At 44.2% G+C, this 24,313-nt stretch carries 22 protein-coding genes and 1 tRNA gene; 16 read left to right on the top strand and 7 right to left on the bottom strand.

Features of this window, described 5'->3' with window-relative positions; all coding sequences use genetic code 11:
- Positions 1-52: 52 nt before the first annotated feature.
- From dinD to HQ39_RS07095, 5 genes are read left to right on the top strand one after another with little or no spacing between them, the layout of a single operon-like run.
- Positions 53-922 (top strand): DNA damage-inducible protein D, encoded by an 870-nt coding sequence (gene dinD, locus HQ39_RS07115; RefSeq protein ID WP_015546407.1) that lies wholly within the window; start codon positions 53-55, stop codon positions 920-922.
- A gap of 7 nt (positions 923-929) precedes the next feature.
- Positions 930-1,439 (top strand): hypothetical protein, encoded by a 510-nt coding sequence (locus tag HQ39_RS07110; protein ID WP_036864955.1) that lies wholly within the window; start codon positions 930-932, stop codon positions 1,437-1,439.
- A gap of 7 nt (positions 1,440-1,446) precedes the next feature.
- Positions 1,447-2,040, top strand: coding sequence for a DJ-1/PfpI family protein (locus HQ39_RS07105; protein ID WP_394366477.1), 594 nt, complete (start codon positions 1,447-1,449; stop codon positions 2,038-2,040).
- A 49-nt stretch (positions 2,041-2,089) separates the two neighbouring features.
- Positions 2,090-2,779, top strand: coding sequence for a class I SAM-dependent methyltransferase (locus HQ39_RS07100; protein WP_410524597.1), 690 nt, complete (start codon positions 2,090-2,092; stop codon positions 2,777-2,779).
- Between the two features lie 10 nt (positions 2,780-2,789).
- Positions 2,790-3,152 (top strand): VOC family protein, encoded by a 363-nt coding sequence (locus HQ39_RS07095; protein WP_036864943.1) that lies wholly within the window; start codon positions 2,790-2,792, stop codon positions 3,150-3,152.
- A 734-nt stretch (positions 3,153-3,886) separates the two neighbouring features.
- Here the strand turns inward: HQ39_RS07095 and HQ39_RS07090 are convergent.
- Positions 3,887-4,963 carry a site-specific integrase gene (locus tag HQ39_RS07090; RefSeq protein ID WP_235317650.1) on the bottom strand — a complete coding sequence of 359 codons (1,077 nt, stop codon included), beginning with the start codon at positions 4,961-4,963 and terminating at the stop codon, positions 3,887-3,889.
- Positions 4,964-5,504: 541 nt separating this feature from the next.
- Here HQ39_RS07090 and HQ39_RS07085 point away from each other — a divergent pair.
- From HQ39_RS07085 to HQ39_RS07055, 7 genes are all read left to right on the top strand, one after another.
- Positions 5,505-6,788, top strand: coding sequence for a site-specific integrase (locus HQ39_RS07085; protein ID WP_004292952.1), 1,284 nt, complete (start codon positions 5,505-5,507; stop codon positions 6,786-6,788).
- 67 nt (positions 6,789-6,855) lie between these two features.
- Entirely contained in the window at positions 6,856-8,154 is a 1,299-nt protein-coding gene (locus HQ39_RS07080; RefSeq protein WP_004292951.1) for a YhcG family protein, read from the top strand.
- A gap of 5 nt (positions 8,155-8,159) precedes the next feature.
- The gene (locus tag HQ39_RS07075) at positions 8,160-9,197 is read left to right on the top strand and encodes a hypothetical protein (protein WP_036864941.1); all 1,038 of its coding nucleotides are present in this window, start codon (positions 8,160-8,162) and stop codon (positions 9,195-9,197) included.
- 223 nt (positions 9,198-9,420) lie between these two features.
- Positions 9,421-9,729, top strand: a complete 309-nt coding sequence (locus HQ39_RS07070) for a DUF3853 family protein (RefSeq protein WP_004292949.1) — start codon at positions 9,421-9,423, stop codon at positions 9,727-9,729.
- Positions 9,730-9,743: 14 nt separating this feature from the next.
- A complete protein-coding gene (locus tag HQ39_RS07065) occupies positions 9,744-10,820 on the top strand; it encodes an AAA family ATPase (protein ID WP_004292948.1) in 1,077 nt (358 codons plus the stop codon).
- Positions 10,821-11,034: 214 nt separating this feature from the next.
- Positions 11,035-11,991 (top strand): toprim domain-containing protein, encoded by a 957-nt coding sequence (locus HQ39_RS07060; RefSeq protein WP_004319668.1) that lies wholly within the window; start codon positions 11,035-11,037, stop codon positions 11,989-11,991.
- 224 nt (positions 11,992-12,215) lie between these two features.
- Entirely contained in the window at positions 12,216-13,619 is a 1,404-nt protein-coding gene (locus tag HQ39_RS07055) for a hypothetical protein (RefSeq protein WP_004292946.1), read from the top strand.
- A gap of 103 nt (positions 13,620-13,722) precedes the next feature.
- Here the strand turns inward: HQ39_RS07055 and HQ39_RS07050 are convergent, their stop codons facing one another.
- The 5 genes from HQ39_RS07050 to pncB all read right to left on the bottom strand — a co-directional run bounded on the left by HQ39_RS07050 (position 13,723) and on the right by pncB (position 18,970).
- Positions 13,723-14,688, bottom strand: a complete 966-nt coding sequence (locus HQ39_RS07050) for a CfxA family broad-spectrum class A beta-lactamase (RefSeq protein WP_004319679.1) — start codon at positions 14,686-14,688, stop codon at positions 13,723-13,725.
- 238 nt (positions 14,689-14,926) lie between these two features.
- Positions 14,927-15,011: transfer RNA gene (locus HQ39_RS07045), tRNA-Ser, on the bottom strand.
- Positions 15,012-15,133: 122 nt separating this feature from the next.
- Complete coding sequence (locus HQ39_RS07040; RefSeq protein ID WP_036844716.1) at positions 15,134-15,634, bottom strand: hypothetical protein; 501 nt, start codon at positions 15,632-15,634, stop codon at positions 15,134-15,136.
- 54 nt (positions 15,635-15,688) lie between these two features.
- A complete protein-coding gene (locus HQ39_RS07035) occupies positions 15,689-17,707 on the bottom strand; it encodes an OPT family oligopeptide transporter (RefSeq protein ID WP_036789912.1) in 2,019 nt (672 codons plus the stop codon).
- A gap of 75 nt (positions 17,708-17,782) precedes the next feature.
- Positions 17,783-18,970 carry a nicotinate phosphoribosyltransferase gene (gene pncB, locus HQ39_RS07030; protein WP_036864938.1) on the bottom strand — a complete coding sequence of 396 codons (1,188 nt, stop codon included), beginning with the start codon at positions 18,968-18,970 and terminating at the stop codon, positions 17,783-17,785.
- Positions 18,971-19,548: 578 nt separating this feature from the next.
- Here pncB and HQ39_RS07025 point away from each other — a divergent pair.
- From HQ39_RS07025 to groL, 4 genes are all read left to right on the top strand, one after another.
- Entirely contained in the window at positions 19,549-20,325 is a 777-nt protein-coding gene (locus HQ39_RS07025) for an acyl-[acyl-carrier-protein] thioesterase (RefSeq protein WP_160216117.1), read from the top strand.
- Positions 20,315-21,340: a type I phosphomannose isomerase catalytic subunit gene (locus HQ39_RS07020; RefSeq protein WP_036864935.1), complete on the top strand. Its 1,026-nt coding sequence runs from the start codon at positions 20,315-20,317 to the stop codon at positions 21,338-21,340. The genes HQ39_RS07025 and HQ39_RS07020 overlap by 11 nt, the downstream gene beginning before the upstream one ends.
- Before the next feature lie 81 nt (positions 21,341-21,421).
- Positions 21,422-21,697 (top strand): co-chaperone GroES, encoded by a 276-nt coding sequence (locus HQ39_RS07015; RefSeq protein WP_036789922.1) that lies wholly within the window; start codon positions 21,422-21,424, stop codon positions 21,695-21,697.
- A 33-nt stretch (positions 21,698-21,730) separates the two neighbouring features.
- Complete coding sequence (gene groL, locus HQ39_RS07010) at positions 21,731-23,359, top strand: chaperonin GroEL (RefSeq protein WP_036789926.1); 1,629 nt, start codon at positions 21,731-21,733, stop codon at positions 23,357-23,359.
- Positions 23,360-23,670: 311 nt separating this feature from the next.
- Here groL and HQ39_RS07005 read toward each other — a convergent pair whose 3' ends face one another.
- Entirely contained in the window at positions 23,671-24,312 is a 642-nt protein-coding gene (locus HQ39_RS07005; RefSeq protein ID WP_036864933.1) for a hypothetical protein, read from the bottom strand.
- Position 24,313: the final 1 nt, after the last annotated feature.

The raw sequence follows: 24,313 nt of genomic DNA, 5'->3' as shown, positions 1-24,313 counted from the left end.
TTTTTGTTATCAACCCCCATACAATTGAAGGATTCACAAGAAAATAAAAACAATGGATAAGAATAGTATATTACAATATAAATCAACTTTTGACGGCATTGTTCGGCATATAGAAAGTGATGATGCCAAAGATCAAATCGAGGTTTGGTTTGCACGAGAACTGCAAACGATATTGGGCTATGCTCGCTGGGAGAATTTTCTCGTTGCCATACATCGGGCAGTCGCCTCGTGCAAGTCACAGGACATCAATGTAGATGACCATTTTCGTGAAGTCACGAAAATGGTAGATTTGGGTAGTGGTGCCAAGCGTGAAGTTTCTGATTTTATGCTTACTCGTTACGCTTGTTATCTCATTGCTCAAAACGGAGATCCAAAGAAAGAAGAGATTGCCTTTGCCCAAAGTTATTTTGCTGTTCAAACACGGAAGGCTGAGCTGATAGAAGAGCGACTAAACTTGCTTTCTCGCTTGGAAACACGGGACAAATTGAGAGCAGCAGAAAAACAATTGTCGCAAAATATATATGAACGCGGTGTGGACGATAAAGGTTTTGGACGAATACGCTCCAAAGGTGACACGGCTCTTTTCGGGGGGCACACTACGGAAGATATGAAAAAACGGTTGGGCGTGAAATCCAATAGACCGCTGGCAGACTTTCTGCCCACTCTTACCATTGCTGCTAAAAATCTCGCCACGGAAATGACCAATTACAATGTAGAAAACAAAGACCTTTACGGAGAACCGTCCATCACTCGAGAGCATATTCAAAACAATCAAAGTGTGCGTGCCATGTTGGGAAACCGTGGTATCAAACCAGAAGAATTGCCTGCTGCAGAAGATATAAAGAAGTTGGAACGCAAGGTTACTCGAGATGAGAAGAAAATAGAACAAGCTTCGCAAAAACTTCCGAAGAACAAGAAATAAAAATGATATGAATGAATTTATAACAGCATTGTGTAGTAATGCAAGGAATGGACGAATCCCCGAAGAATATGATTTCTTCGGAGGTCTGATAGGCGAATGGGACATTATTTGGAACGACCATTTGGAAGAAGCCGAACCGAGACGAGTAAAGGGTGAGTGGATATTCTCCCGAGTTTTGGATGGTATGGCAGTACAAGACCTCTTTATCGTTCCCTCTCGTGAGGAACGCCTACGAAACAAACAACCCGATGCAGAATATGGAACGACGCTTCGCATTTTCAACCCTAAGACTATGGCTTGGGATATATTCTACGGTTGTATGGGAGAGGCTATCCAATTGACAGCCCGAAAGGTCGGCGAAGAAATTATCCTAACCGAAAATACGACAGAAAAAATGAGGTATGTATTCTCCGATATTACGACTTCTTCTTTTTTGTGGAGAAAAGAACGGATGAATGAGAATAACGAATGGCAAACCGTGGCGAAAGTAACGGCAGATAGAAAACAAAATAAATGAACTGATGATGAAACAGAAAGTTTTATTTATCATATTGAATGAATACACAGATTGGGAAGGGGCATTTCTCTCCACGGCTCTTCATGTCGGCGTGATACCGGGTGGCGAAATAAAATACGAAGTGCATACCGTTGCTCCGACCTTGGACGCTGTCCGTTCTATCGGTGGTTTTAAGACCTTACCCGATTATTCTTTTGAGAATATGCCGAAAGATTATGCAGCCTTAGTGCTTATCGGTGGCAATTGTTGGGACACACCCGAAGCAAAACTTGTCGTCCCTTTGGTACAAGAAGCTTTGGATAAAGGTAAAATCGTCGGAGCGATATGCAATGGAGCTTCGTTCCTATGTTCGCATGGTTTTCTGAACAAAGTAAAACATACAGGCAACGGTCTTGACCAACTCAAAAAATGGGGCGGTACTAGTTACATTAACGCAGAGAATTATGTGGAAGCACAAGCCATCAGTGATAAGAACATCGTTACGGCAAAAGGTGTAGGACATTTAGAATTCACTCGTGAGATGCTTCTATTATTGGAAGCTAATACTCCCGAAAACATTGCTTCATGGTATGATTTCTATAAAAACGGATTTGTGAGATAATAGATAATTGCGTATGGAAAAGAGTTGAGAAAAGAATTTATCCGTACATATCAGCAGAACGATTAGTCCTGACGGAAGAGACACGTTTGAGTCCACACAAGCATTGAGTGAACAGATGTTTGAGTTTGCAAGTGTCAAGAATGGAGATAGATTGTTGGATTTGGGGTGTGGCTGGGGAAAATCCCTGCAACCATTCGTTCCTCATTTTCTATCCGCTCTCGGAATAGATACGAGCCAAGAGAATATTGCACAGGCAAAGGATACTTATAAGCACTATGATAATGTTTCGTTTCAGTGTGGTAGCATTCAAAACTTGGAACTGTCGGCAGAAAGCGTGGATTTAATCATTTCCTCGCTCGTTCTGCATCAAGTGGAATGGAATGAGCAGGAAAGACTGTTTGAAGCCGTGAAGCAGGTGCTGAAAGCAGATGGCGAAATGATAATGGCAGATGAAATTATCTTGTTCAATCCGGACGCATCTCCCGAAAAGTTTAATGAAGTCTATCGCTATCTGTTGGAACATACCACCCCGAAAGAAGTGTATGAAAATCATATCAAACCATATCTGCAAGAGGGACATATCTATACTTGGCAGGACATGAAAGAGAATACGCCTCCTGAATATTGGTTCCACTCTATCGAAGATTTGAAAACGACATTGCAGAAAGTCCGTTTGAAACTTGTGGAGGTTCAAGAAATAACCCCGTTTTTCGGTCTGCTCAAAATCAAACATCAATAATATCAAAAGAATGAAACCGAGAAAGATATACGCCTGTTGGATTTATGTAAGTGATTTGCAAAAGTCAAAGCAATTTTATCAGGACATGGGCTTTGAGGTTAAGCTAACAGATGGAGATTGGATAGAGTTTGATTTAGGTGAAACTTCATTCGCTATCTTGAAAAGACCTGCACACAAAGGTGATGTAGTTGCAAGCAAAACAAGACTGATGTTTGAAACTGACGACATAGAACTTGTATATGAAGAATTAAAGAATAGAGGAGTAAAGACAATCGGAGAAATAAGAACAGAGCCTTACGGCAAGTTGCTGACCTTTGAAGACCCCGACGGGCATTGGTTGGAATTTTACCAAAGACTTCCTTTTAGTGATTAAAAGGAATATGAGTATTTGATAATGGCTTCTTGTTACTTTTGAGCCGTCTCAACTCACTGTCAAAAGTAACGAGGTGTTTCTCATCGGGGTTTCTTTGCTCCGTCTGTTCTTCTTGAACGGTTACCTGTTCCATCCTTACTTCAGAATAAATCATCTTGTCTGATTTTATGCGGATTCCAGAGGAGAGGGAGTTGAGTTTCCATTTTCTTTTTACCTGCTTCTCGCATATCCGACCTTTTTTTGCGTCTTTCCGTCGGGTCGGTCGTTTTCGTTTCAGTGGCGTAAAAAGGTAGGGCTTAGGACAAACAAGGTTTTACGGCGAGAATACTACCTGCAATGAAATGGAAGTGTGGAGATTGTCGTCTAAACGGCTTGCCGCCTCGACCTTTTTTGTCCGTAAAAGCCCGGAACTACCTTTGCCGTTGACAACGAACAACCGATCCCGACATGATATATGGGCATAAGTAGAGGATTTGCAGACAGAGAAGCAGGGCGAAAACAGAAAACGCAGTTTTCGGAGACTACATTTATCATAAGAATAGAATACCCGGAAAACAAAAAGCAGCCCCAATGGACAGCCTTACGAAAATAACTCAGAGAAAATTCTTTTTTCTCACGATATACTCTTATCTTTGCAACAAACAAAGTGGTTCTTTGAAATGGCAAAACAAGGTAGAGTATAGAAGCTCGCTGGTTTCCTTATCGTTACCTCCCTTTATTGATAAACAATATAATCAGTTGATTATTTGATATTTATAGAATTTCCTATGCTTTGCGACGTGGAAGGTCAGATTCTTCTTGATTCCACAGATGTCGGCAATCTCTTTGAGGTAGGCATTGGTCTTCTGGTTAGAGAGCATCGGGAAGAGTTTCCCCTCTCGATAAGTTTGGTCGCCATATTTGGCGATGATACTTTTAGGTATGTCCAGGAGGAGAACATTGGTCGAAACACTAGTCTTCTGACGCTGCGTCATAATCCACTGCTTGTCGCCTATAGTGACGATGTGGTCGGGCGTGAGGTTGGCCACATCAATATAAGCCAGCCCTGTGAAGCAGGAGAAGATAAAAATATCCCGAACGAGTTCGAGACGTTGTAGTTCGAGTTGCTTGTTCGCTATTTTGAGAATCTCCTCATCGGTCAAGAAACCTCGATTGACAGGTTCCAAGTGGAAGCGATGATTGAGGAAGGGATCATGATGAATAACACCCATCTTACCCCCAAGGATAACAATCGTCTTGAATGTTTTCATAGTCTTTGTCGCCGTGTTGGGATTTTGCCCAACAATGGTACGCAGATAGATGTTAAACTCACGAATGACCGTAAAGGTCAATTCTGATAGTTTGAGGTCGGAGCGTTTGTAGTTCTGCTGTAAGAACTCAGCAAAGCGACGCTTACATACATTATACTTCTGGAGTGTGGCAGGAGCGATAGATAGTCCGACTTGCTGTGCGATGTCTGCGTTGTGCTTATCGAAAAGTTGCATTATCGTGTCAATGTCAACTTTCTTCCCTAAGAATTCGGTTTTGATACGCTCCAAGCATAAGTCGTCGCTATCCTCCAGTTTACGATAAATGTTTTGCAAGCCATTGCGGATATTGTCCAGCTCCAAGTTAATACTGAGGGCTTCGGTAGTACGTCCCTTTATTTTCTCGTTTACACAGTCCCACTGTGTTTTCACGACAGCGATGCCCGTAGATCCAAGGGATAGACGCTCGTTGTTGAGGTAAATTCTCAACATCACAGGAGTCTTGCCATCCTTGTTGACATAGTTGCTTCTAAGATAGAAGGCTGTTCTAAAAATAGACTTCATACACATCTGTTTTTAAGAGTTGTAGCCAAGGCGAGAAAAATTGTAGCCACGGTGACCATAAATTGTAGCCAAAACGTGAAAACTAAACCTCTGTAACCACGCTACAAAGTTCTACATAATACTTTGAATAACAGCAATGTATGAGTACTCTAAACGAACTCCTTACGTACTCTTGGCTACAATTTTCAATCGGCTCGAAAAAGTGTAGCCAGATTGTAGCCATTTGAGAGTATTTTGGGAGTATTTGCGACCTCTGTACGTACTCTGAGAAGATGTGTAGGTATAAAAGAAAAGTATCGTAACTCATTGAAGTTACGATACTTACTGATTTTGTTGGTGTTTTCTGAACTCTTGTTCAGAGTACCTCAAGCGGAGAGAGAGGCTCTCGAACCTATGCTTTCAAGAAATATCATAAAATTGCAAATCACTGATAATCATATACTATCTAAAGCGCAGAGTAAATCTAAATCTTTCTGAATATCTTTTGCTATTCCAAATATTGGGTGTATATTTGGGTGTAGAATTTCAAACGCACCCAATTATGAATATCAAACGTAACATCATTTTTGCATTGGAAAGCCGGAAAAAGAACGGTGTGCCAATCGTAGAGAACGTACCCATCCGTATGCGTGTCATATACGCAAGCCAACGCATCGAGTTTACAACAGGCTACCGGATTGACGTAGCCAAATGGGATGCCGACAAACAACGGGTAAAGAACGGATGCACCAACAAACTAAAACAAAGCGCATCCGAAATCAATGCGGACTTGCTGAAATATTATGCCGAGATTCAAAACGTGTTCAAGGAGTTTGAGGTACAGGAAACCATACCGACCACCCAACAGCTAAAGGATGCGTTCAACCTGCGGATGAAAGACACCAGCGAAGAGCAGCAGGAAGAAACACAAATAAGTTTTTGGGAAGTATTCGATGAGTTTGTAAAGGAGTGTGGCAATCAGAATAACTGGACGGCATCCACCTACGAGAAATTCTCAGCAGTGAAAAACCACCTCAAAGAGTTCAAGGAAGATGTAACCTTTGAATACTTCAACGAGTTCGGCTTGAACGAGTATGTAAATTTCCTGCGTGACAAAAAGGATATGAGGAACAGCACCATCGGCAAACAGATGGGATTCCTCAAATGGTTTCTGCGCTGGAGCTTCAAGAAAGGGCATCATCAGAATATTGCATACGACACTTTCAAGCCCAAATTGAAAACCACCTCTAAAAAGGTGATATTCCTGACTTGGGACGAATTGAACAGGCTGAAAGATTATCGGATACCGAAAGACAAACAATATCTGGAACGTGTCAGGGATGTTTTTCTGTTCTGTTGCTTCACAAGCCTGCGATATTCAGATGTTCGTAATCTGAAAAGAAGCGATGTGAAACCCGACCACATCGAAGTTACCACAGTCAAAACGGCAGACAGCCTGATAATTGAACTGAACGACCACAGTAAAACCATACTCGAAAAATACAAGGAAGTCCATTTTGAAAACCACATGGCACTGCCTGTTATCAGCAATCAGAAGATGAATGATTATCTGAAAGAACTGGGGGAACTGGCTGAAATCAACGAGCCTGTACGGGAAACATATTATAAAGGAAATGAACGTATAGATGAAGTCACCCCGAAATACGCATTATTAACCACCCATGCAGGAAGAAGAACATTCATCTGTAATGCGCTGGCTCTCGGTATTCCGGCACAAGTCGTGATGAAATGGACGGGGCACAGTGACTATAAAGCCATGAAACCCTATATTGACATAGCGGATGATATTAAGGCAAATGCCATGAACAAGTTTAACCAACTATAAAAGTATCAATCAGTTTCATAGATTATCAGCTATTTGAATTATATTTGCGACAACAATAAACATTAGAATGGAAAATAACAGAGAATATCATATAGGAAGAACGGACTTTGACGCATTTGTTCATGCCGTCGGTTCGGAAATAGAACAGGCGCAAGTCCGGCTGATTGCCGCAGCCAATGCGCAAATGCTGTTCCATTACTGGAAAATGGGCAACTATATCCTGTATCATCAGAACTTGCAAGGCTGGGGAAGCAAAATCATCAAGCAACTGGCAAAGGCTATCCGGTTCAATTACCCCGAAAAGAAAGGTTATTCGGAGCGTAACCTTACTTATATGTGCCAATTTGCACGGTCATATCCGTTGAACGTGCTACGAAGTTTCATTGATACAGACACAAGGCTGTCTGTTCCAAGCATACAGAATGTTACAGATGAAGTATTGAAACTGAACAACGGACAATTTACGCAGGAACTTACTGCGCAAATACAATCCGCTGATTGTCAATCTTTAGAAATTACGCAGGAAGTTCCTGCGCAAATTCAGGATGTGGAGAAAACAGTTTCTGCCATTTACAGGATGGAGATTAGGGAAATAGAAAAAGTTTTCCTGAAATCCCCTGTTGCCAAAATAAACTGGGCAAGCCAAATGGTCATACTTAACGGTTCGTTACCGTTAGGCATAGGATATTGGTATATGAAACAGGCTGTAGAAATGGGCTGGAGTAGCAATGTGCTGAAAATGCAAATTGAAAACAACCTATATAACAGACAAATCAACAACAACAAGGTAAACAATTTCACAGCCACACTTCCAGCACCACAAAGCGACCTTGCCAATTACCTATTGAAAGACCCGTACATCTTCGATTTGGCTGGAGCGAAAGAAAAGGCAGACGAAAGGGACATAGAAGAGCAGCTGGTAAAGCACGTTACCCGTTATTTGTTGGAAATGGGCAATGGTTTTGCCTTTGTCGCCCGGCAGAAGCATTTTCAAATAGGTAACAGTGATTTCTTTGCCGACTTGATTCTATATTCTATTCCGCTACACGCATACATTGTTGTAGAACTGAAAGCTACTCCATTCAAACCGGAGTATGCAGGGCAACTGAATTTCTACATCAATGTGGTGGATGACAAACTGAGGGGAAAAAATGACAACAAGACTATCGGGCTGTTGCTGTGCAAAGGAAAAGATGAGGTGGTAGCACAATACGCATTGACAGGCTACGACCAACCGATAGGCATCAGCGATTATCAACTGAGCAAGGCTATACCCGAAAACTTGAAATCAGCTTTGCCAAGTGTGGAAGAGGTGGAAGAAGAACTGGCATCTTTCCTTGACAAGGACAATAATCCCCAAAATTGAAGTCTATGGCAGGAGAAATAAACAAACTGATTTCCCAATATGGAGAACTCAATAGAATATATAATGATTGGGTAACCAATTATGCTTTTTCTTTTGACAAGCAGAAATTCATCACCGACTTTTACAGGCAGCACAATGATACAAAGGCTTTTGAAGCCGCTATCCTTGAACTGGTACTTGACAAGCAGAAAGAACAATACACATTGATTCTCAATAGTCTGAAAATCGAAATAGAAAAAAATATACGGGCTTATGAAACAAAACCGCTGAATGATGACGTCATAAAGCGTGTGTGTTTTCACTACGCAGACAGGCATAATTCTGCAATTAAAGACCAGTTGGAGATTACCACCAAGTTGCACGAGCCTTTGAATGACGCATACCACAGATATGATTTCATTGGTTTTCGGGAGCATACGGACGAAGAAGAAATACAGGCAGAAAAGGAATATGAACGCTGCAAGGCTGAATACGACAAGGAAAAGAAAGAATTGGATAAACTTTATGAACTGCAAAAGCAAGACAGGAAAGAGGCTTTTCAATATATAGAAAACCTTTCCGGCAATGTTTACCGCCTAAGTCTTCTTTTTATGGAAGTCCTAAAAAAGTACCTTCCTAATGATAGGGAAGAAAAACAGCAGGATGAACCAGTCAAGCAAAACGAACAAGAAGAAGTACAGAATAGCCCGGAGGGACAACATGAATATTTTGACATGAAGCAGCTTTCGCCCATTCATGAAACCTGTGTCGGGGAACAGTTCGAAGCCATTACCATAGCGGATTTCTATGCCAATATAAACCTGTACCCCTGCAAGAATAAACTAAAAATCAAGGCAAGGGAAAAGATACGGGTGTGTTACCTGATATTCCTGATGAGCGAGAAACTATCCAAGCAATACAGGGATGAATGGAGAAGCCAAATATTAAAATTGTTGGATATTGACGAGAGCTATTACAGGTCGAAATACAAAGAACCTGTTTCCGATTTTCCGAGTGACAGCAACCAGAAATTCGCAAAGGAAATGGAAAGCATATTCGGATAATTCGTGATATAACCTGACATTCTACGAAATTACCACTTTTACCACTCAAATTAATTTTTGAGTGGTATTTTTATTGTCTGATATTTAATGAGATAGCGCAGTATCCCATTTGTATTATCCACATCCTTACCACTTACAGCCATACCTAATTTTGCATCGTTCGAGAACAGAAATAACAGCCAGTGCGCAGGGCTGATTGTTTAACGACTAAATAGATTGGACGATGACAAATCTTCAAGAGTTATTATTAAAACCCGTCTGGCAGATGACAGGCGAAGAGTTCATATTTCTAAGCAAGTACGCTTCCAACCAAACGGAAGCGCAGCCACAGCCCGTTACGGACACAGAAAGAAAGTATGTGTACGGAATACTTGGCATTGCCAAATTGTTCGGGTGCAGTCTGCCTACCGCCAACCGTATAAAGAAAAGCGGAAAGATAGACAAAGCCATTACGCAAATAGGGCGCAAGATTATCGTGGATGCGGAACTTGCCCTTGAACTGGCTGGAAAGAAAACCGGAGGACGAAAATAACGGGAGGTGTACTTATGGATTATATGAAAGATATAAAAGAAATATCGGCGGAAGAAGCCGTAATCCTTTGGCAAGCCTCACGCCTGAGCCTGTCGAAAATCTATGAGAAAGCACCTGAGATTCTAAAAGTGCAAGGTTCGGTCATTGGTACACTGGGTAATTTCAGTGCATCAATCGGCAAAGCCAAAAGCAAAAAGACTTTCAATGTGTCGGCTATCGTGGCGGCAGCATTGAAGAATGGTACAGTGCTAAGATATGTGGCGGAACTACCCGAAGAGAAACGGAAAATCCTGTATGTGGACACGGAACAAAGTCCTTATCATTGTCTGAAAGTCATGAAACGTATTTTACGGATGGCTGGGCTTCCAGATGACAGGGACAATGAGCATCTGGAATTTCTTGCTTTGAGGAAATACACGCCCGAACAGCGTATCAGGATTGTAGAGCAGGCTATTTACAATACGCCTGACATAGGGCTTGTAATCATAGACGGCATCCGTGACATGGTATATGACATCAACAGCCCCGGTGAATCGACACGCATCATATCAAAGCTGATGCAGTGGACGGACGACAGGCAGATACATATCCACACGATACTCCACCAAAACAAGGGCGATGAGAACGCAAGGGGGCATATCGGTACGGAACTGAACAACAAGGCTGAAACTGTCCTTCTTGTGGAAAAGGACAAGAGCAATGGAGATATAAGCAATGTTTCAGCCATGCACATACGGGCAATGGACTTCGAGCCTTTTTCATTTCGCATCAATGACAATGCCATACCTGAACTGTTGGAGGGTTACAAGCCCGAAACCAAGAAACCGGGAAGACCGGAAGAGGAAAAGTTCGACCCTTACAGGCATATCACCGAACAGCAGCACCGCATCGCATTGGAAGCAGTTTTCGGGCTGAAAGAGGAATATGGCTACAAGGAACTGGAGGACACCTTAATTAAGACTTATGTGTCTGTGGGGGTAAAGTTGAACCACAAAAAGGCGGTATCGCTCATCACCATGCTTCGGAACAAACGAATGATAGTGCAGGAGAACGGCAGAAAGTACACGTTCATGCCCGACTTCCACTATTAGCCCACACCTTGCAATCGCTTCACTTTATTCCGGGGGTCTATATATTAGGGATAAAGCGAAGTGGTTGCGAAATGTGGCAAAACCGCTTCACTTTATTACCGTACTCTATATATACGAAAATAAAGTGAAGTGATTATACAGACCGTACTTCATAAAGAGGTACGGGCGAAAAGAGAAAATAAACCAATTCAACTATCATTAAACCTATCGTCTTATGGATATACAGACAGCGAAACAAATCAAAATAGCGGATTATCTGCACAGTTTAGGATTTTCACCCGTCAAACAACAGGGCATAAACCTGTGGTATAAGTCACCACTAAGGGAAGAAACGGAAGCATCGTTCAAGGTAAATACAGAACGTAACCAATGGTATGATTTTGCACTCGGCAAAGGTGGGAATATCATCGCACTGGCACAGGAACTTTATTGTTCCGACCATGTGCCTTACCTCTTGCAAAAAATCGAAGAACAGACACCCCGTATTCGCCCCGTGTCTTTTTCTTTTGGCAAGCAATCATCTTCCGAGCCAAGTTTTCAACAACTGGAGATTGTACCGCTTTCTTCTCCTGCCCTGCTTGCTTATTTGCAGGAAAGGGGAATAAACATTGCAATGGCGAAAAGAGAATGCAGTGAAGCGCACTTCACCCATAATGGCAAACGGTATTTCGCCATCGCCTTTCCCAATGTGTCGGGTGGGTATGAAATCCGCAACCAGTATTTCAAGGGATGCATCGCACCGAAAGAGATTTCTCATATCAAACAGCCGGGAACAGCGAGGGAAACATGTTATGTGTTTGAGGGATTTATGGACTATCTTTCATTTCTTACTTTGAGATTGGAGAATTGCCCGAAATATCCCGAACTGGACAGGCAAGATTATATGGTGTTGAACTCAGTAGCCAATGTTTCCAAAGCAATCTATCCGTTGGGAAGCTATGAGCGCATCCACTGTTTCTTTGACAATGACCGTGCAGGAATGGAAGCCATGCAGCAAATCTATAAGGAATACGGCAGGGACTTATACATCCGTGACGCTTCGCAGACATACAGCGGATGCAAGGACTTGAACGAATACTTACAGAAACAGACTGAAAGAAACAGGCAAGTTCAATCTGCAAAAGGGGTGCGCAGCCAACCACCGAAAAAGAAAAACGGCTTTCGGTTATAGCCCACTATAACTACACGCTTCGCTTTCGTAGTTGTGGGCTCTCCCGAGGGGATTAGGGCTTTGCCCTAATGACCCACTCAGGGCGTTTCTCCCCTAAGAACCCCGAGCAAAGAGTGCCCCTCTCTTTGCAATCTCCGCTTATGGGTTGCACCCCTAAGAACCCTGTGCGGTTATGAGCGGACAACAGAAGATTTCATCAACAATCCAAATCAAATTTTAAGAATATGGCAACAAAATCAAGCATACATATCAAACCCTGCAGAGTGACATCAAGCGGGGCTCATAACCGGAGAACTGCCGAGTACATGCGCAATATCGGCGAGTCCAGAATCTACATTGTACCCGAACTGACTTCCAATAACGAGCAGTGGATAAACCCGGGCTTCGGCAGTCCTGACCTGCAGGCGCACTATGACAGCATCAAACGGATGGTCAAGGAAAAGACCGGACGAGCGATGCAGGAAAAGGAGCGTGAGCGCAAGGGAAAGAATGGAAAGATTATAAAAGTGGCTGGATGTTCTCCAATCCGTGAGGGAGTATTGCTCATCAGACCAGATACAACACTGGCAGATGTACGAAAGTTTGGTGAGGAGTGCCAGAGACGCTGGGGTATTACACCGCTCCAAATCTTCCTGCATAAGGACGAGGGACACTGGCTTAGTGGACAACCCAAAACCGGGGATAGGGAGAGTTTCCAAGTCGGTGAAAAGTGGTTTAAGCCGAATTATCATGCCCATATCGTATTCGACTGGATGAACCACGACACGGGCAAGAGCCAAAAGCTCAATGATGACGATATGATGGAAATGCAGACTTTGGCATCTGACATCCTCTCCATGCAACGTGGGCAATCTAAATCCGAGACCGGAAAGGAACATTTGGAACGAAATGATTTCATCATTGAAAAGCAGAGAGCCGAACTGCAACGCATGGATGCTGCAAAACGGCACAAAGAAGAACAGATAGGTCTTGCTGAACAGGAACTGAAACAGGTGAAATCAGAAATACGCACTGACAAGCTAAAGAAAACAGCCACCAATGCAGCCACCGCCATAGCAAGCGGAGTTGGTTCTCTTTTCGGAAGTGGAAAGATGAAAGAGCTGGAGCGAACTAATGAAGATTTGCACCAAGAGATTGCCAAACGAGACAAAGGTATTGACACCCTCAAAATCCAAATGCAGGAAATGCAAGAGCGACATGGCAAACAGATACGCAATCTTCAGAGCATACACAACCAAGAACTTGAAGCCAAAGACAGGGAAATATCACGATTGAACACTCTGCTTGAAAAGGCATTCAAGTGGTTTCCGATGCTTAGAGAAATGTTGAGAATGGAAAAACTCTGCGCTGTCATTGGATTTACCAAAGATATGATAGATTGTCTTTTGACAAGGAAAGAAGCTATCCAATGTAATGGCAAGATTTATTCCGAGGAACATAGAAGAAAGTTTGAAATCAAAAACAACATCTTCAAGGTGGAGAAGAATCCGACCGATGATAGCAAACTTGTACTGACCATAAACAGGCAACCGATAAGCGAATGGTTCAAAGAGCAATGGGAGAAACTTCGGCAAGGTTTGCGACAACCAACGGAAGAACCAAGAAAAAGTAGAGGATTCAAGTTATAATAGAAAAAAAAGACAATATAAAAGCACTCTGATAGTTACGAAGTGCTTTTATATTGTATAAATTATATAATGTTTACCATTGAAGCTTCAAAGTAAACGCAACTTAAGGAATTGCCGAATTTTGTATTAATAAAGAATATACGACCTCTGATATATGCGCAACATATTGTGATGCTTGTGATTCATTACCCTTGAAATCCTTAACAAATATCGCTAAAGTATAGCAGACATTATTAGGCAGGCATATATAGGCAACATCATTGTGAGCTGCAAGAATACCATTTTCATTGACATAACCAGAACCCGTCTTATGTGCAATAGAAACCCTTTCTTTATCAAGAAGCGGAGCGACTATTCTATCTGTACCTGTCACACATTCTTTTAATGTATTCTTAATGAAACTTTGCTTCTCACCACTGACAATACTTTCGGTAAACAAACGGTTCATCAACATTGCGGCACCAAGAGGAGATGTATAATTAAAGTAAGCCCTATCGTGGTCAGCCGACATTTCCTCTTCTGTATAAGCTATCTGAAAACTTGAACGAGGAATAAGTGTGGCTATAAAACTGTCAGTTTGAGCAACATTGACCATATCTTTAAACATCAGATTGCTTGCATTATTATCACTTTGAGCAATAGTATAACGAAGTAAATCTCTCACGGTTAATGATATAACCAACTCGGAATAATCTTTCATCATAGGACTCCAAGTCTTTGAATCAAGTCTATTCCTATCTATCTTTACTAAGGTATCAAGTGAAATCCCTTTGTTATCAAAATCATTGCAAAGAGCTAATGCCTGATGAACCTTAAATACACTCATCATAGGATATACACTCTTATCATTAACTTTAACTGTATCTGTGTTATTAATAATAATTGCCACTCCAATTTCACCAGGACAAGCTGATACTATCCGAGAAATGCTATCAGTCAAAACATCTGTCAAAGGTGGATTTGTACTATTATTAGAAGTTGATTTAGAGAACAATAAAAAAACTAAAACTATGATACAAACTAAAGCTATACACAAAATTACAAGGCGTTTTCTTCTACTTTTTTTCATACTACGATTTTTAAACATTATATATTATCATGACAGACCCTGATTTATTATTTACTGCAAAGATACGAAATCTTACGGAAAATGAATTGGTTGTTTTTTTCGTTTGTTCTGTTTTTTATCAAATTATTTTCCGAGCGAATATGATTCGTCTTAAATAAAATAAAAACACCCAACTTTACATTCTTGGGTGTAAAATTGGGTGTTTGTTTTATAATTTGCTGATTTTCAGCGTTTATTGCGGAGAGAGAGGGATTCGAACCCCCGGAGGCTCTCACCTCAACGGTTTTCAAGACCGCCGCAATCGACCACTCTGCCATCTCTCCAATGGTTATCCCATTTTTGCGATGCAAAGGTAAGGGATATTTTTTATTCAAGCAATAGATAGAGGGATATTTTTGTATTATTACATGAGAAGGTCTTTTGTCGGATGAGAAGAATGTAGTTTTTAGGGAGAGAGCAGTTTGTCGAATGCCAATCGGGGAGAACCATTTGCCAGATATATGATACCGCAATAGGCGAAAAGGTGTTGTTTCAAGATCTGTTGCAGTACGGCATTGTCTCGGTGTGTATCTATGCGGAGATAGAGATAGCGGGAGGCAGCAAAGTCAAAAACGGCAGAGGCAATCCCTCTAAGCGAACCATCCGAAGCCAGACGGTGAATAACGCCATAAGGTTTATCGTAAGACCAAGTCCCATCGTATATCTCGGAGTAGGTCGGATCCGGTCCATCCATCAGCACAAAATATCCGGAGGGCTGCCCCGACTGCTCTGTCTCCAAGATGACATACCCTACTCCCAGACGGATATCCTCCTCTATCATCGCTTTAGACGGGTAGCCCTCTGCCCATTGAGTAGGATTCCCATTCCGACACATAAAGATACGAGCCGCATTCAGTACTCGCAATATTTCGGGGATATGCTCCGGTTTTGCTTCGGTTATGTACATATATAATTATATAGAAAGGGCGGATAGAAAAATCTATCCGCCCTTATTTATCGATCAGTGTTTACTTTTCACCCTAAGAGAGATCTTCACGAAGAAGAATATGATGGCAAAGTACATCAGTACGGTCAATGCTTGAGACCAAGGATTGGCATTCCATTCTGTTTGGAAGATATTCACCTCGTAGTATCTGAGTATTGCGCTTACCACACCCATGAGAGCACCTCCGGCGATGAATCCGGAAGCTATGAGAGTTCCTTTCTCTACACGCTCCTTGTTGAGGTCGCTATTTTTGCTTCTGCTACCTACAAACCAGCTCACAAGACCGCCTACAAGCAGAGGAGTATTGAGTTGGAGCGGAATAAACATACCCAAAGCAAAAGGAAGTGTCGGCACTTTTGCAAAGTTGAGAACGAGAGCAATAGCGGCTCCGATGCCGTATAACGCCCACTTTGCCGAAGCTCCTTGCATCATCGGTTCTATCAGCGCAGCCATTGCATTGGCTTGAGGAGCTGCAAGAGCACCGGAAGTGAAACCGTAGGTCTTGTTCAACACCATGATAACCCCTCCTACCGTAGCGGCAGAGACGAGAGTACCCAAGAATTTCCAACTCTCTTGCGACTTTGGAGATACTCCAAGCCAATACCCAACCTTGAGGTCGGTGATGAATCCGCCCGCCATAGAGAGTGCCGTACACACTACACCTCCGATGATAAGAGCGGAGACCATGCCGTGAGGACCTTTAAGTCCGACCACTCCTAAGATAAGAGAAGCCAGGATAAGGGTCATAAGGGTCATGCCCGATACCGGATTGGAACCTACGATGGCTGTTGCATTTGCCGCAACGGTAGTGAACAGGAATGCGATAACTGCCACCAAAAGCAGAGCCACTACGGCATGCATCAGATTTTGAACAACACCGAGATAGAAGAATATCCCCGTAACACCAAGAGCCAGAATAGTACCCCATGCAATAATCTTCATCGGTATATCCTTATCTATCCTCTTCTCTGCTGTCGCTGCAGCACCGGCGGATGCTTCCGGCTTACTCTTCATCTCTTTCGCTGCAAGTCCAAGGGCAGATACGATAATCTTTCTACTCTTTATGATACCTATGATTCCGGCAGTGGCGATACCCCCTATACCAATGTTCCGGGCATAGATCTTAAAGATCTCTTCGGGCGACATGCTTCCAACAGGTACAGTTATGTTCGGGTCTCCAAACGTAAGGAGTGTGTCCGGATAGATCAGAGACATAGCCGGAACGATGATGTACCATATCAGGAACGAGCCGGCACATATAATAAAGGAGTACTTCAGACCTATTATAAACCCAAGACCGAGCACCGCAGCCCCTGTATTGATATTGAATATCAGCTTGGCTTTGTCCGCTATGGCGTTACCCATGCTCACCATACGGGAAGATATCTCTTCGTGCCACAGCCCAAGAGTGGAGACAAGGAAGTCGTAGAGCCCACCGATAATACCTGCCAAAAGAAGAGGCTTGGCTTGTGCACCGCCTTTCTCTGCCGAGATCAACACTTGAGAGGTAGCAGTGGCTTCGGGGAACGGATATTTCCCGTGCATCTCCTTGACAAAATATTTGCGGAAAGGTATCAGAAGCAGGATACCCAATACTCCTCCAAGCAGGGAAGAGATAAAGATCTGCAAGAAGTTCACGGTCATTTCCGGATACTTCTCTTGCAAGATGTAGATGGCAGGCAGCGTAAAGATGGCTCCTGCCACTACCACTCCGGAGGCTGAACCGATAGATTGAATGATGACATTCTCGTGCAGAGAATTTTTTCTCTTGGTTGCAGACGACAGTCCAGCGGCAATGATGGCAATGGGGATTGCGGCTTCAAACACCTGTCCTACCTTTAGTCCCAGATAGGCAGCGGCTGCACTGAATATCACAGCCATAAGCACACCCCAGAGTACAGACCAAACCGTCACATCCGGAATAGACTTGTGTTCCGGCACTACCGGGACGTACTCTTCTCCCGGCTTGAGTTCTCTGAAAGCATTTTCCGGTAATCCTTTTATCGGATCGTCGGAAGAGGAAGTTTTACTCATAAGTATCTGTTTTTGATTAGGTAATACAAAAGAGAGGGTGCCTGTATCGGCTGTTTTGCTTTAGCTGTAAGGCTCTTAAGGCGTGCTTATCAGCAGCGTGCGTTGTGCCAGCTCTATCTCGCGTTTGTCACCTGTGTGCTTTCCATCGACATCAGAAAGCTTGACACAGTTATACCATGGTTGAGAGGAGGTAATCTGGCAGCGGAACAGCTTCATCACTATGTTGAGCGGTTTGATGCCGTTCCCGACATCATTTGTCAGGTTCGTCCCTATACCGAACGTGGCACCTATCCTGCCGGAGCAGTATGCTTTGATCTTCTTTGCCTTTTCTATGTTGAGGCTGTCCGAGAATACGATATACTTGATCTGCGGATCCACACGAAGCTCTTTGTATCTGGAGATCGCTTTTTCCACGAATCCGAACGGGTCGCCACTGTCGTGCCTTATGGAGGTGAAGAGCATGGCATGTTTTTTCGAGAAGTTTCGCATGAAGACATCGGTGGTATAGGTATCTGTGAGGACTGTGCCCAAATCTCCATCATAAACATCTATCCAGTGCTCCATAGCCATGTAGTTTGCCATCTTGTAGCCGAATATCGCTCCGTGAAACTGTATCCACTCGTGAGGATGCGTACCCGATACTCGCAGGTTGTGCTTCATGGCGTAGTAGACATTGGATGTACCGAAGAGATAGTTGCCGGCATGCTCTTTCAGGATGCTTGTTACCTTGTCTTCCACTTCGGAGCTGAACCGGCGTCTCATGCCGAATATCGAAGTCTGTATCTCGTGTTTGGCTATCTCTTCTGCCTTCCTTCGGGTCTCGTTCCGAATATGAACCCAGTCCGGAGTGGCTCCCGTTACTCTGAAATAGAGTTCGGAGACAAGAGCCAGTATAGGTGTTTCCCACATAGTGATGCGGTAGAGGAGTCCGCTGGCTACGATATGCAGGTGATTCTTCTCATCCATCCAGACCTCTATCTCTTCCGGATTGTATCTGTACCCTTTCAGAAAGTCTATGTAGGTCGGAGGCAGATAAGGGAGCATTTTGTAGAGGAAGGTCTCCTCTTCGGGAGTGAGACAGAGGAGAGACATCTTCTGTATCTCTTCTCTCACCAGTGTATCAAATCCTTTAGGATAGACCACTTCGTCTCTATCCACAAAACGAAACTCTCCTTTTGCGCGTGGAAACAGCTTGGAGTATGCATACCCTGTGGTAAACTTGTACAAGTCTGTGTCCAGAATGCTTTTAATAATACCGCTCATCTCTGTTGATCTGAAATAATATCGCTAAAGATAGTTATTTATTGTCTAATAGATATTGTCCGGCTGCACTCTTCCGGGAGAGGTTTTTCAGGGAGCTTTTATATAAAAACGGTCTCCCGGTTTCGCCCTCCGAAGCAGAGTATCTCATTGCGGATTTTTAGAGGTAAATGGGAGAAATGTGCCTTAATCTGCTTGAAGCCAATGCGGTATGAGAAATCGCGAATTTCGGATCAACGCTCTCCTTGGTCGGATTCAAGGGATCCGGTAAACGTGTTTAATGAAATCGGTAAACGTGTTCATTGAAAAATTAAACACGTTAAGCCGAAAGAATATGCTCGTTTAGCGTTTTGAGTGAACTTGTATCGGAATTTGTGTTAATAAAACAGCCCGAATTTAACAATTCGGTCGTGCTCTGAAAACGCTCCCTCCGATCAAAATAGAGAGTAAGAAAAAACAAGCATTTTTTTGGTATGGAATATATAAAAACAGCCTTCCGAAAAAGGGCGAAAGACTCTATTATGAAGAAACATCTTTTCTATGTAAATTTGTCGGAGCAGAATCAAAAAACAGTATCGCTTATGATTTCTACCGAAATTGCTCCTTACGTCATACAAGAGGAGTTTCAGCTTTGGACGTTTCATCTGGATGCCGCAGGTCGCTTTCCCTTGAGCAAGCTGGTGAGCAGACTTATTCACACGGCCGGACTTCATGCCAATCGCTACGGATTTGGCGTGATGAAGTTGCAGGAGCAAGGTTATACTTGGGCATTGCATCGCCTTTCCATACATTTCGAGCAGCCGTTAAACCATGATGCCTCATTCAAAATAACTACATTCGTGACAGATGTAGGGGCAGTGAAGACTACTCGTAACTTCATGGTGCATCAGGGAGAGAAGCTCATCTGTACCGCAACGAGCTACTGGGTGGCTATGGATATGCAGTCCAGAAGAGCTATCCCGCTCACCCATATTCTGACCAAAGAAGTGGTGGTATCTGCACCGGAAGGGGTGGAGATGCCTGTGCCGGCACGGAGCGTATGGGGACGAGAGGAAGAGGAGAGTAAGATTGCGGGGCTTGATCATAAGGTGAGATACTCCGATCTGGACATCAACAACCATGTGAACAGTGCCATTTGGGTAACGATGGCAATGAACACTCTACCGGTGGACGAAGTGCTCCGCCGAGAGGTTCAAGAGGTGGATATTCACTTCATAGCAGAGGCAGCCCACGGAGCAGAGCTTATCACGCACTATGCTCCATCGGGGCAGGGATATGCCGTAATGATCTCTTCCGCAGAGGGAGAAGCACCCCATTTTTGTATCAAACTAAAGCTAAAAGAGAGTCATGAACAATAATAAACTTTATCCGCTGACGTTCGTTCCCATCCTGAAAGAGATTATCTGGGGTGGACACAGGCTCGAACCATTCAAGGGACTGCCCTCTTCGGAGAAGAAGATAGGGGAGAGCTGGGAGATTTCACTCATTCCGGGAAGTATCTCGGTAGTAGCCGAAGGATCTCTTAAAGGACGATTGCTCTCGGATCTGATCTCGGAGTACGGATCGGAACTGCTGGGCAGGCAGGTGTACGAAAAGTATGGAGATACCTTCCCCCTCCTTATTAAATACATAGATGCAGCAGCCGACCTGAGCATACAGGTGCATCCGAACGATGAGATAGCCCAGCAGCGGCACCACTCTTTTGGTAAAACGGAGATGTGGTATGTGGTGGATGCTGCTCCGGATGCTACGCTAAAGACCGGCTTCAGAGAGAAGATCTCCGAAACGGAGTTTGTGGCAAGATCCGAAGATGGTACCATTGCCGATGCGTTGGCAAGCTATCGGGTAAACAAGGGAGACCTTTTCTTCCTTCCTGCCGGACGTATCCATGCCATCTGCAGCGGCTGTCTGGTGGCGGAGATACAGCAGAACAGCAACATCACTTACAGGATATACGACTACAAAAGGAAAGATGCGGACGGGAACGAGAGAGAGTTGCACACGGAGCTTGCCAAGGATGTCATAGACTATTCGGTATCGTCAGACTATCGCACGCAATACGATATGTCTCCCGCTCTGTCCGAGCATAGGCAGGTTGTGGAGTCGCCATACTTTATCACCTCTATCGTTCAGCTTCGGGGAGAAGAGATACATATCTCCCTTGCCGAAAGAGACTCTTTCACGGTCTGCATGGTAGTGGAGGGAGATGTGGAGCTGGAAGCAGACGGACAGAAATGCTCATACAAGATGGGACGCACGATACTTGTTCCGGCATCTTGCCATGCATTGACACTTCGCTCGAAGGCAGGAGCAAGAGTGATGGAGTGCTTTGTTCCCGGAGTGGCACGGGGACTGACAGAACCGTCATGTTAGTTTCCGCTTTGAGCCGGTGGCATACATTTGGAGAAGTAAGAGGATAGACATAAAAGTTAAATAACATAATATTCAAAATCTATGAACATTAAACCGCTTGCAGATAGAGTAGTGATCCTACCTTCTGCTCAAGAAGAGAAGACAGTTTCAGGCATTATCATTCCGGACAGTGCAAAGGAAAAACCTCTGAGAGGAGTAGTGAAAGCCGTAGGCCAAGGCACTAAGGACGAAGAGATGGTACTGGCTGTGGGTGATGAAGTACTGTATGGAAAGTATGCCGGAACAGAGATAGAATTCGGTGGCGAAAAGCTGCTTATCATGAAGCAGTCCGATGTACTTGCAGTGGTAGAGAAGTAATGAAAGAACAGATAAACAGAATCAGATAAAGACATGGCAAAAGACATTAAATTCGATATAGAAGCAAGAGACCTGCTAAAGAGAGGTGTGGACGCTCTTGCCAATGCAGTGAAGGTAACACTCGGTCCCAAGGGACGCAACGTGATATTGGATAAGAAGTTCGGTGCACCGCACATCACCAAGGACGGTGTCTCTGTTGCGAAGGAGATCGAGCTGGAAGATCCGTTTGAAAACATGGGAGCACAGCTTGTGAAAGAGGTGGCTTCCAAGACCAACGATGATGCCGGAGACGGAACAACGACAGCTACCGTGCTTGCACAAGCCATCATCGGGGTGGGATTGAAGAACGTTGCTGCCGGAGCCAATCCGATGGATCTCAAGCGCGGTATAGATAAAGCTGTGGAGAAGGTTGTGGAGCATCTTCGCTCACAGTCCAAAGAGATCGGCGACGACTTGGCTAAGATCGAACACGTAGCAAAGATCTCTGCCAATGGAGACGAGAAGATCGGTGCTCTCATTGCGGAAGCGATGCGCAAGGTAAAGAAAGAGGGCGTCATCACAGTGGAAGAGGCGAAAGGAATAGAGACCACGGTAGAGGTGGTGGAAGGTATGCAGTTTGACAAAGGATACATCTCTCCCTACTTCGTGACCAATACAGAGAAGATGACCGTAGAGTTCGACAGCCCATATCTTCTTATCACAGACAAGAAGATCTCCACTCTCAAGGAGTTTCTTCCTATCCTTGAGCAGGTGGTACAGACAGGCAAACCTCTTCTTATCATTGCCGAAGACATCGAGAGTGAAGCGTTGGCAACCCTTGTGGTGAACCGTCTCCGCGGTTCTCTCAAGATATGTGCCGTGAAAGCTCCGGGTTATGGAGACAGACGCAAGGCTATGTTGGAAGACATCGCCATCCTTACCGGCGGTACCGTTATCTCTGAAGAGAAGGGTCTCAAGCTCGACTCCGCAACCATGGAGATGCTTGGCACGACAGAAAAAGTTACGATCGACAAGGATAACACCACTATCGTAAACGGTGCAGGATCCAAAGAAGACATCGCAACAAGAGTGGCTCAGATACGTGCCCAAATGGACTCTACAACATCCGACTACGATCGTGAAAAGCTACAAGAACGTCTTGCCAAACTTTCCGGCGGTGTGGCTGTCCTTTACGTCGGCGCACCTTCCGAAGTGGAAATGAAGGAGAAGAAAGATCGGGTAGAGGATGCTCTGAGCGCAACCCGTGCCGCTGTGGAAGAGGGAACAGTGCCCGGAGGTGGTATCGCTTACATCCGTGCCGCGAAAGCTCTCGAAGGTCTCAAGGGTGAGAACGATGACGAAAACACCGGAATAGAGATCATCAGACGTGCCATCGAAGAACCTCTTCGTCAGATCGTGGCAAATGCCGGAAAAGAAGGAGCAGTCATCGTTCAGAAAGTGAAAGAACACGAAGCCGATTACGGCTACAACGCTCGCACAGAGCAGTTCGTCAATCTGTACGAAGCCGGCGTCATCGACCCCACAAAGGTTACCCGCGTTGCTCTTGAAAATGCCGCATCCATCGCCAGTATGTTCCTCACAACCGAGTGCGTCATTACCGACATCAAGTCCGAAGAGCCGGCAATGCCGGCAATGCCGCAAGGTATGGGCGGAATGATGTAACAGACCGGAAGAAAATATCATCAACACGAAGGGCTGCTTCCCGAATCAGAAGGGAGGCAGCCCTTCTTCTATTTCTGCCTGGCAGGCACGCAGAACTGCTCCGAAAGGGAGCAATGAAAATTTTGGAGGCAACGGACTAATACCTGAAAAGTGCTTGATGAAAAGTTGGATTGATAATGAACAATTCTATATTTCAAACTTCGGACTCGGAAAGCTGTCGGGAGCATATTATAAAAGCAGTTCCCCACTTTTGTCAAGCGAAAAACTGCTCTTTTTACTTCAGTATTTGTCCGTTTCTTCAGCCGGAAATGTCAGCGAATATTGCAAGCGAGCTTCTGAAGAGTCTCGGCAAAGAGGGTGGCGAAACGTAGCTCGAAGGCTGCTCCGGTGAGGTCGCTGTCGATGGATACGGACTCGGTGGTCAGCACTACCTGATGTGTCTCCGGATCAAACTCGCGGCTCTCTCCCCACAGAAGTCCATCGTGATTGTAATAGTTGTGCACATCCTGATGAGGAGCGCCGGTGGCAAGATCGGTTACGGCATAGTGAGCGTGGATGAGATGAGGCGTGTCCGAGTTGTCGAACAGGTATTCATAGGTGAATTTTTCATTCTCGACACTCCACTCCCTGCGAATCAGATAAGGAAAGTAGATGAACTTACATCCCGGAATTCCTGCCGTTTCGATCCCTCTTTCCTTGAGTGTGCTTTCCCATTCAAGCCCGAAAAAACATTTTACTTTCTCCTGAATGATCTCTCCTTCGGGAGATCTGCTCCGGAGATTTATCTCCATGACGTTGATGACATGAGGCTCGTCTTTCGACTGTCGAATGGTTTCAGCAAGAGCTTTGCGGATCTTTTCAACCTTTTGAATGTGCGTCTTGACGGCAGAGGGCTGAGCATGAACGGCAAAAGAAAGCGCGAAAAGAAGGAGAAAAAGAGCGGTTTTCTTCATG

Source organism: Porphyromonas sp. COT-108 OH2963 (assembly GCF_000768895.1).
Taxonomy (GTDB): domain Bacteria; phylum Bacteroidota; class Bacteroidia; order Bacteroidales; family Porphyromonadaceae; genus Porphyromonas_A; species Porphyromonas_A canoris.
Note: the sequence above shows the minus strand (reverse complement) of the source record. Positions and strands in the feature narration are given on the sequence as shown.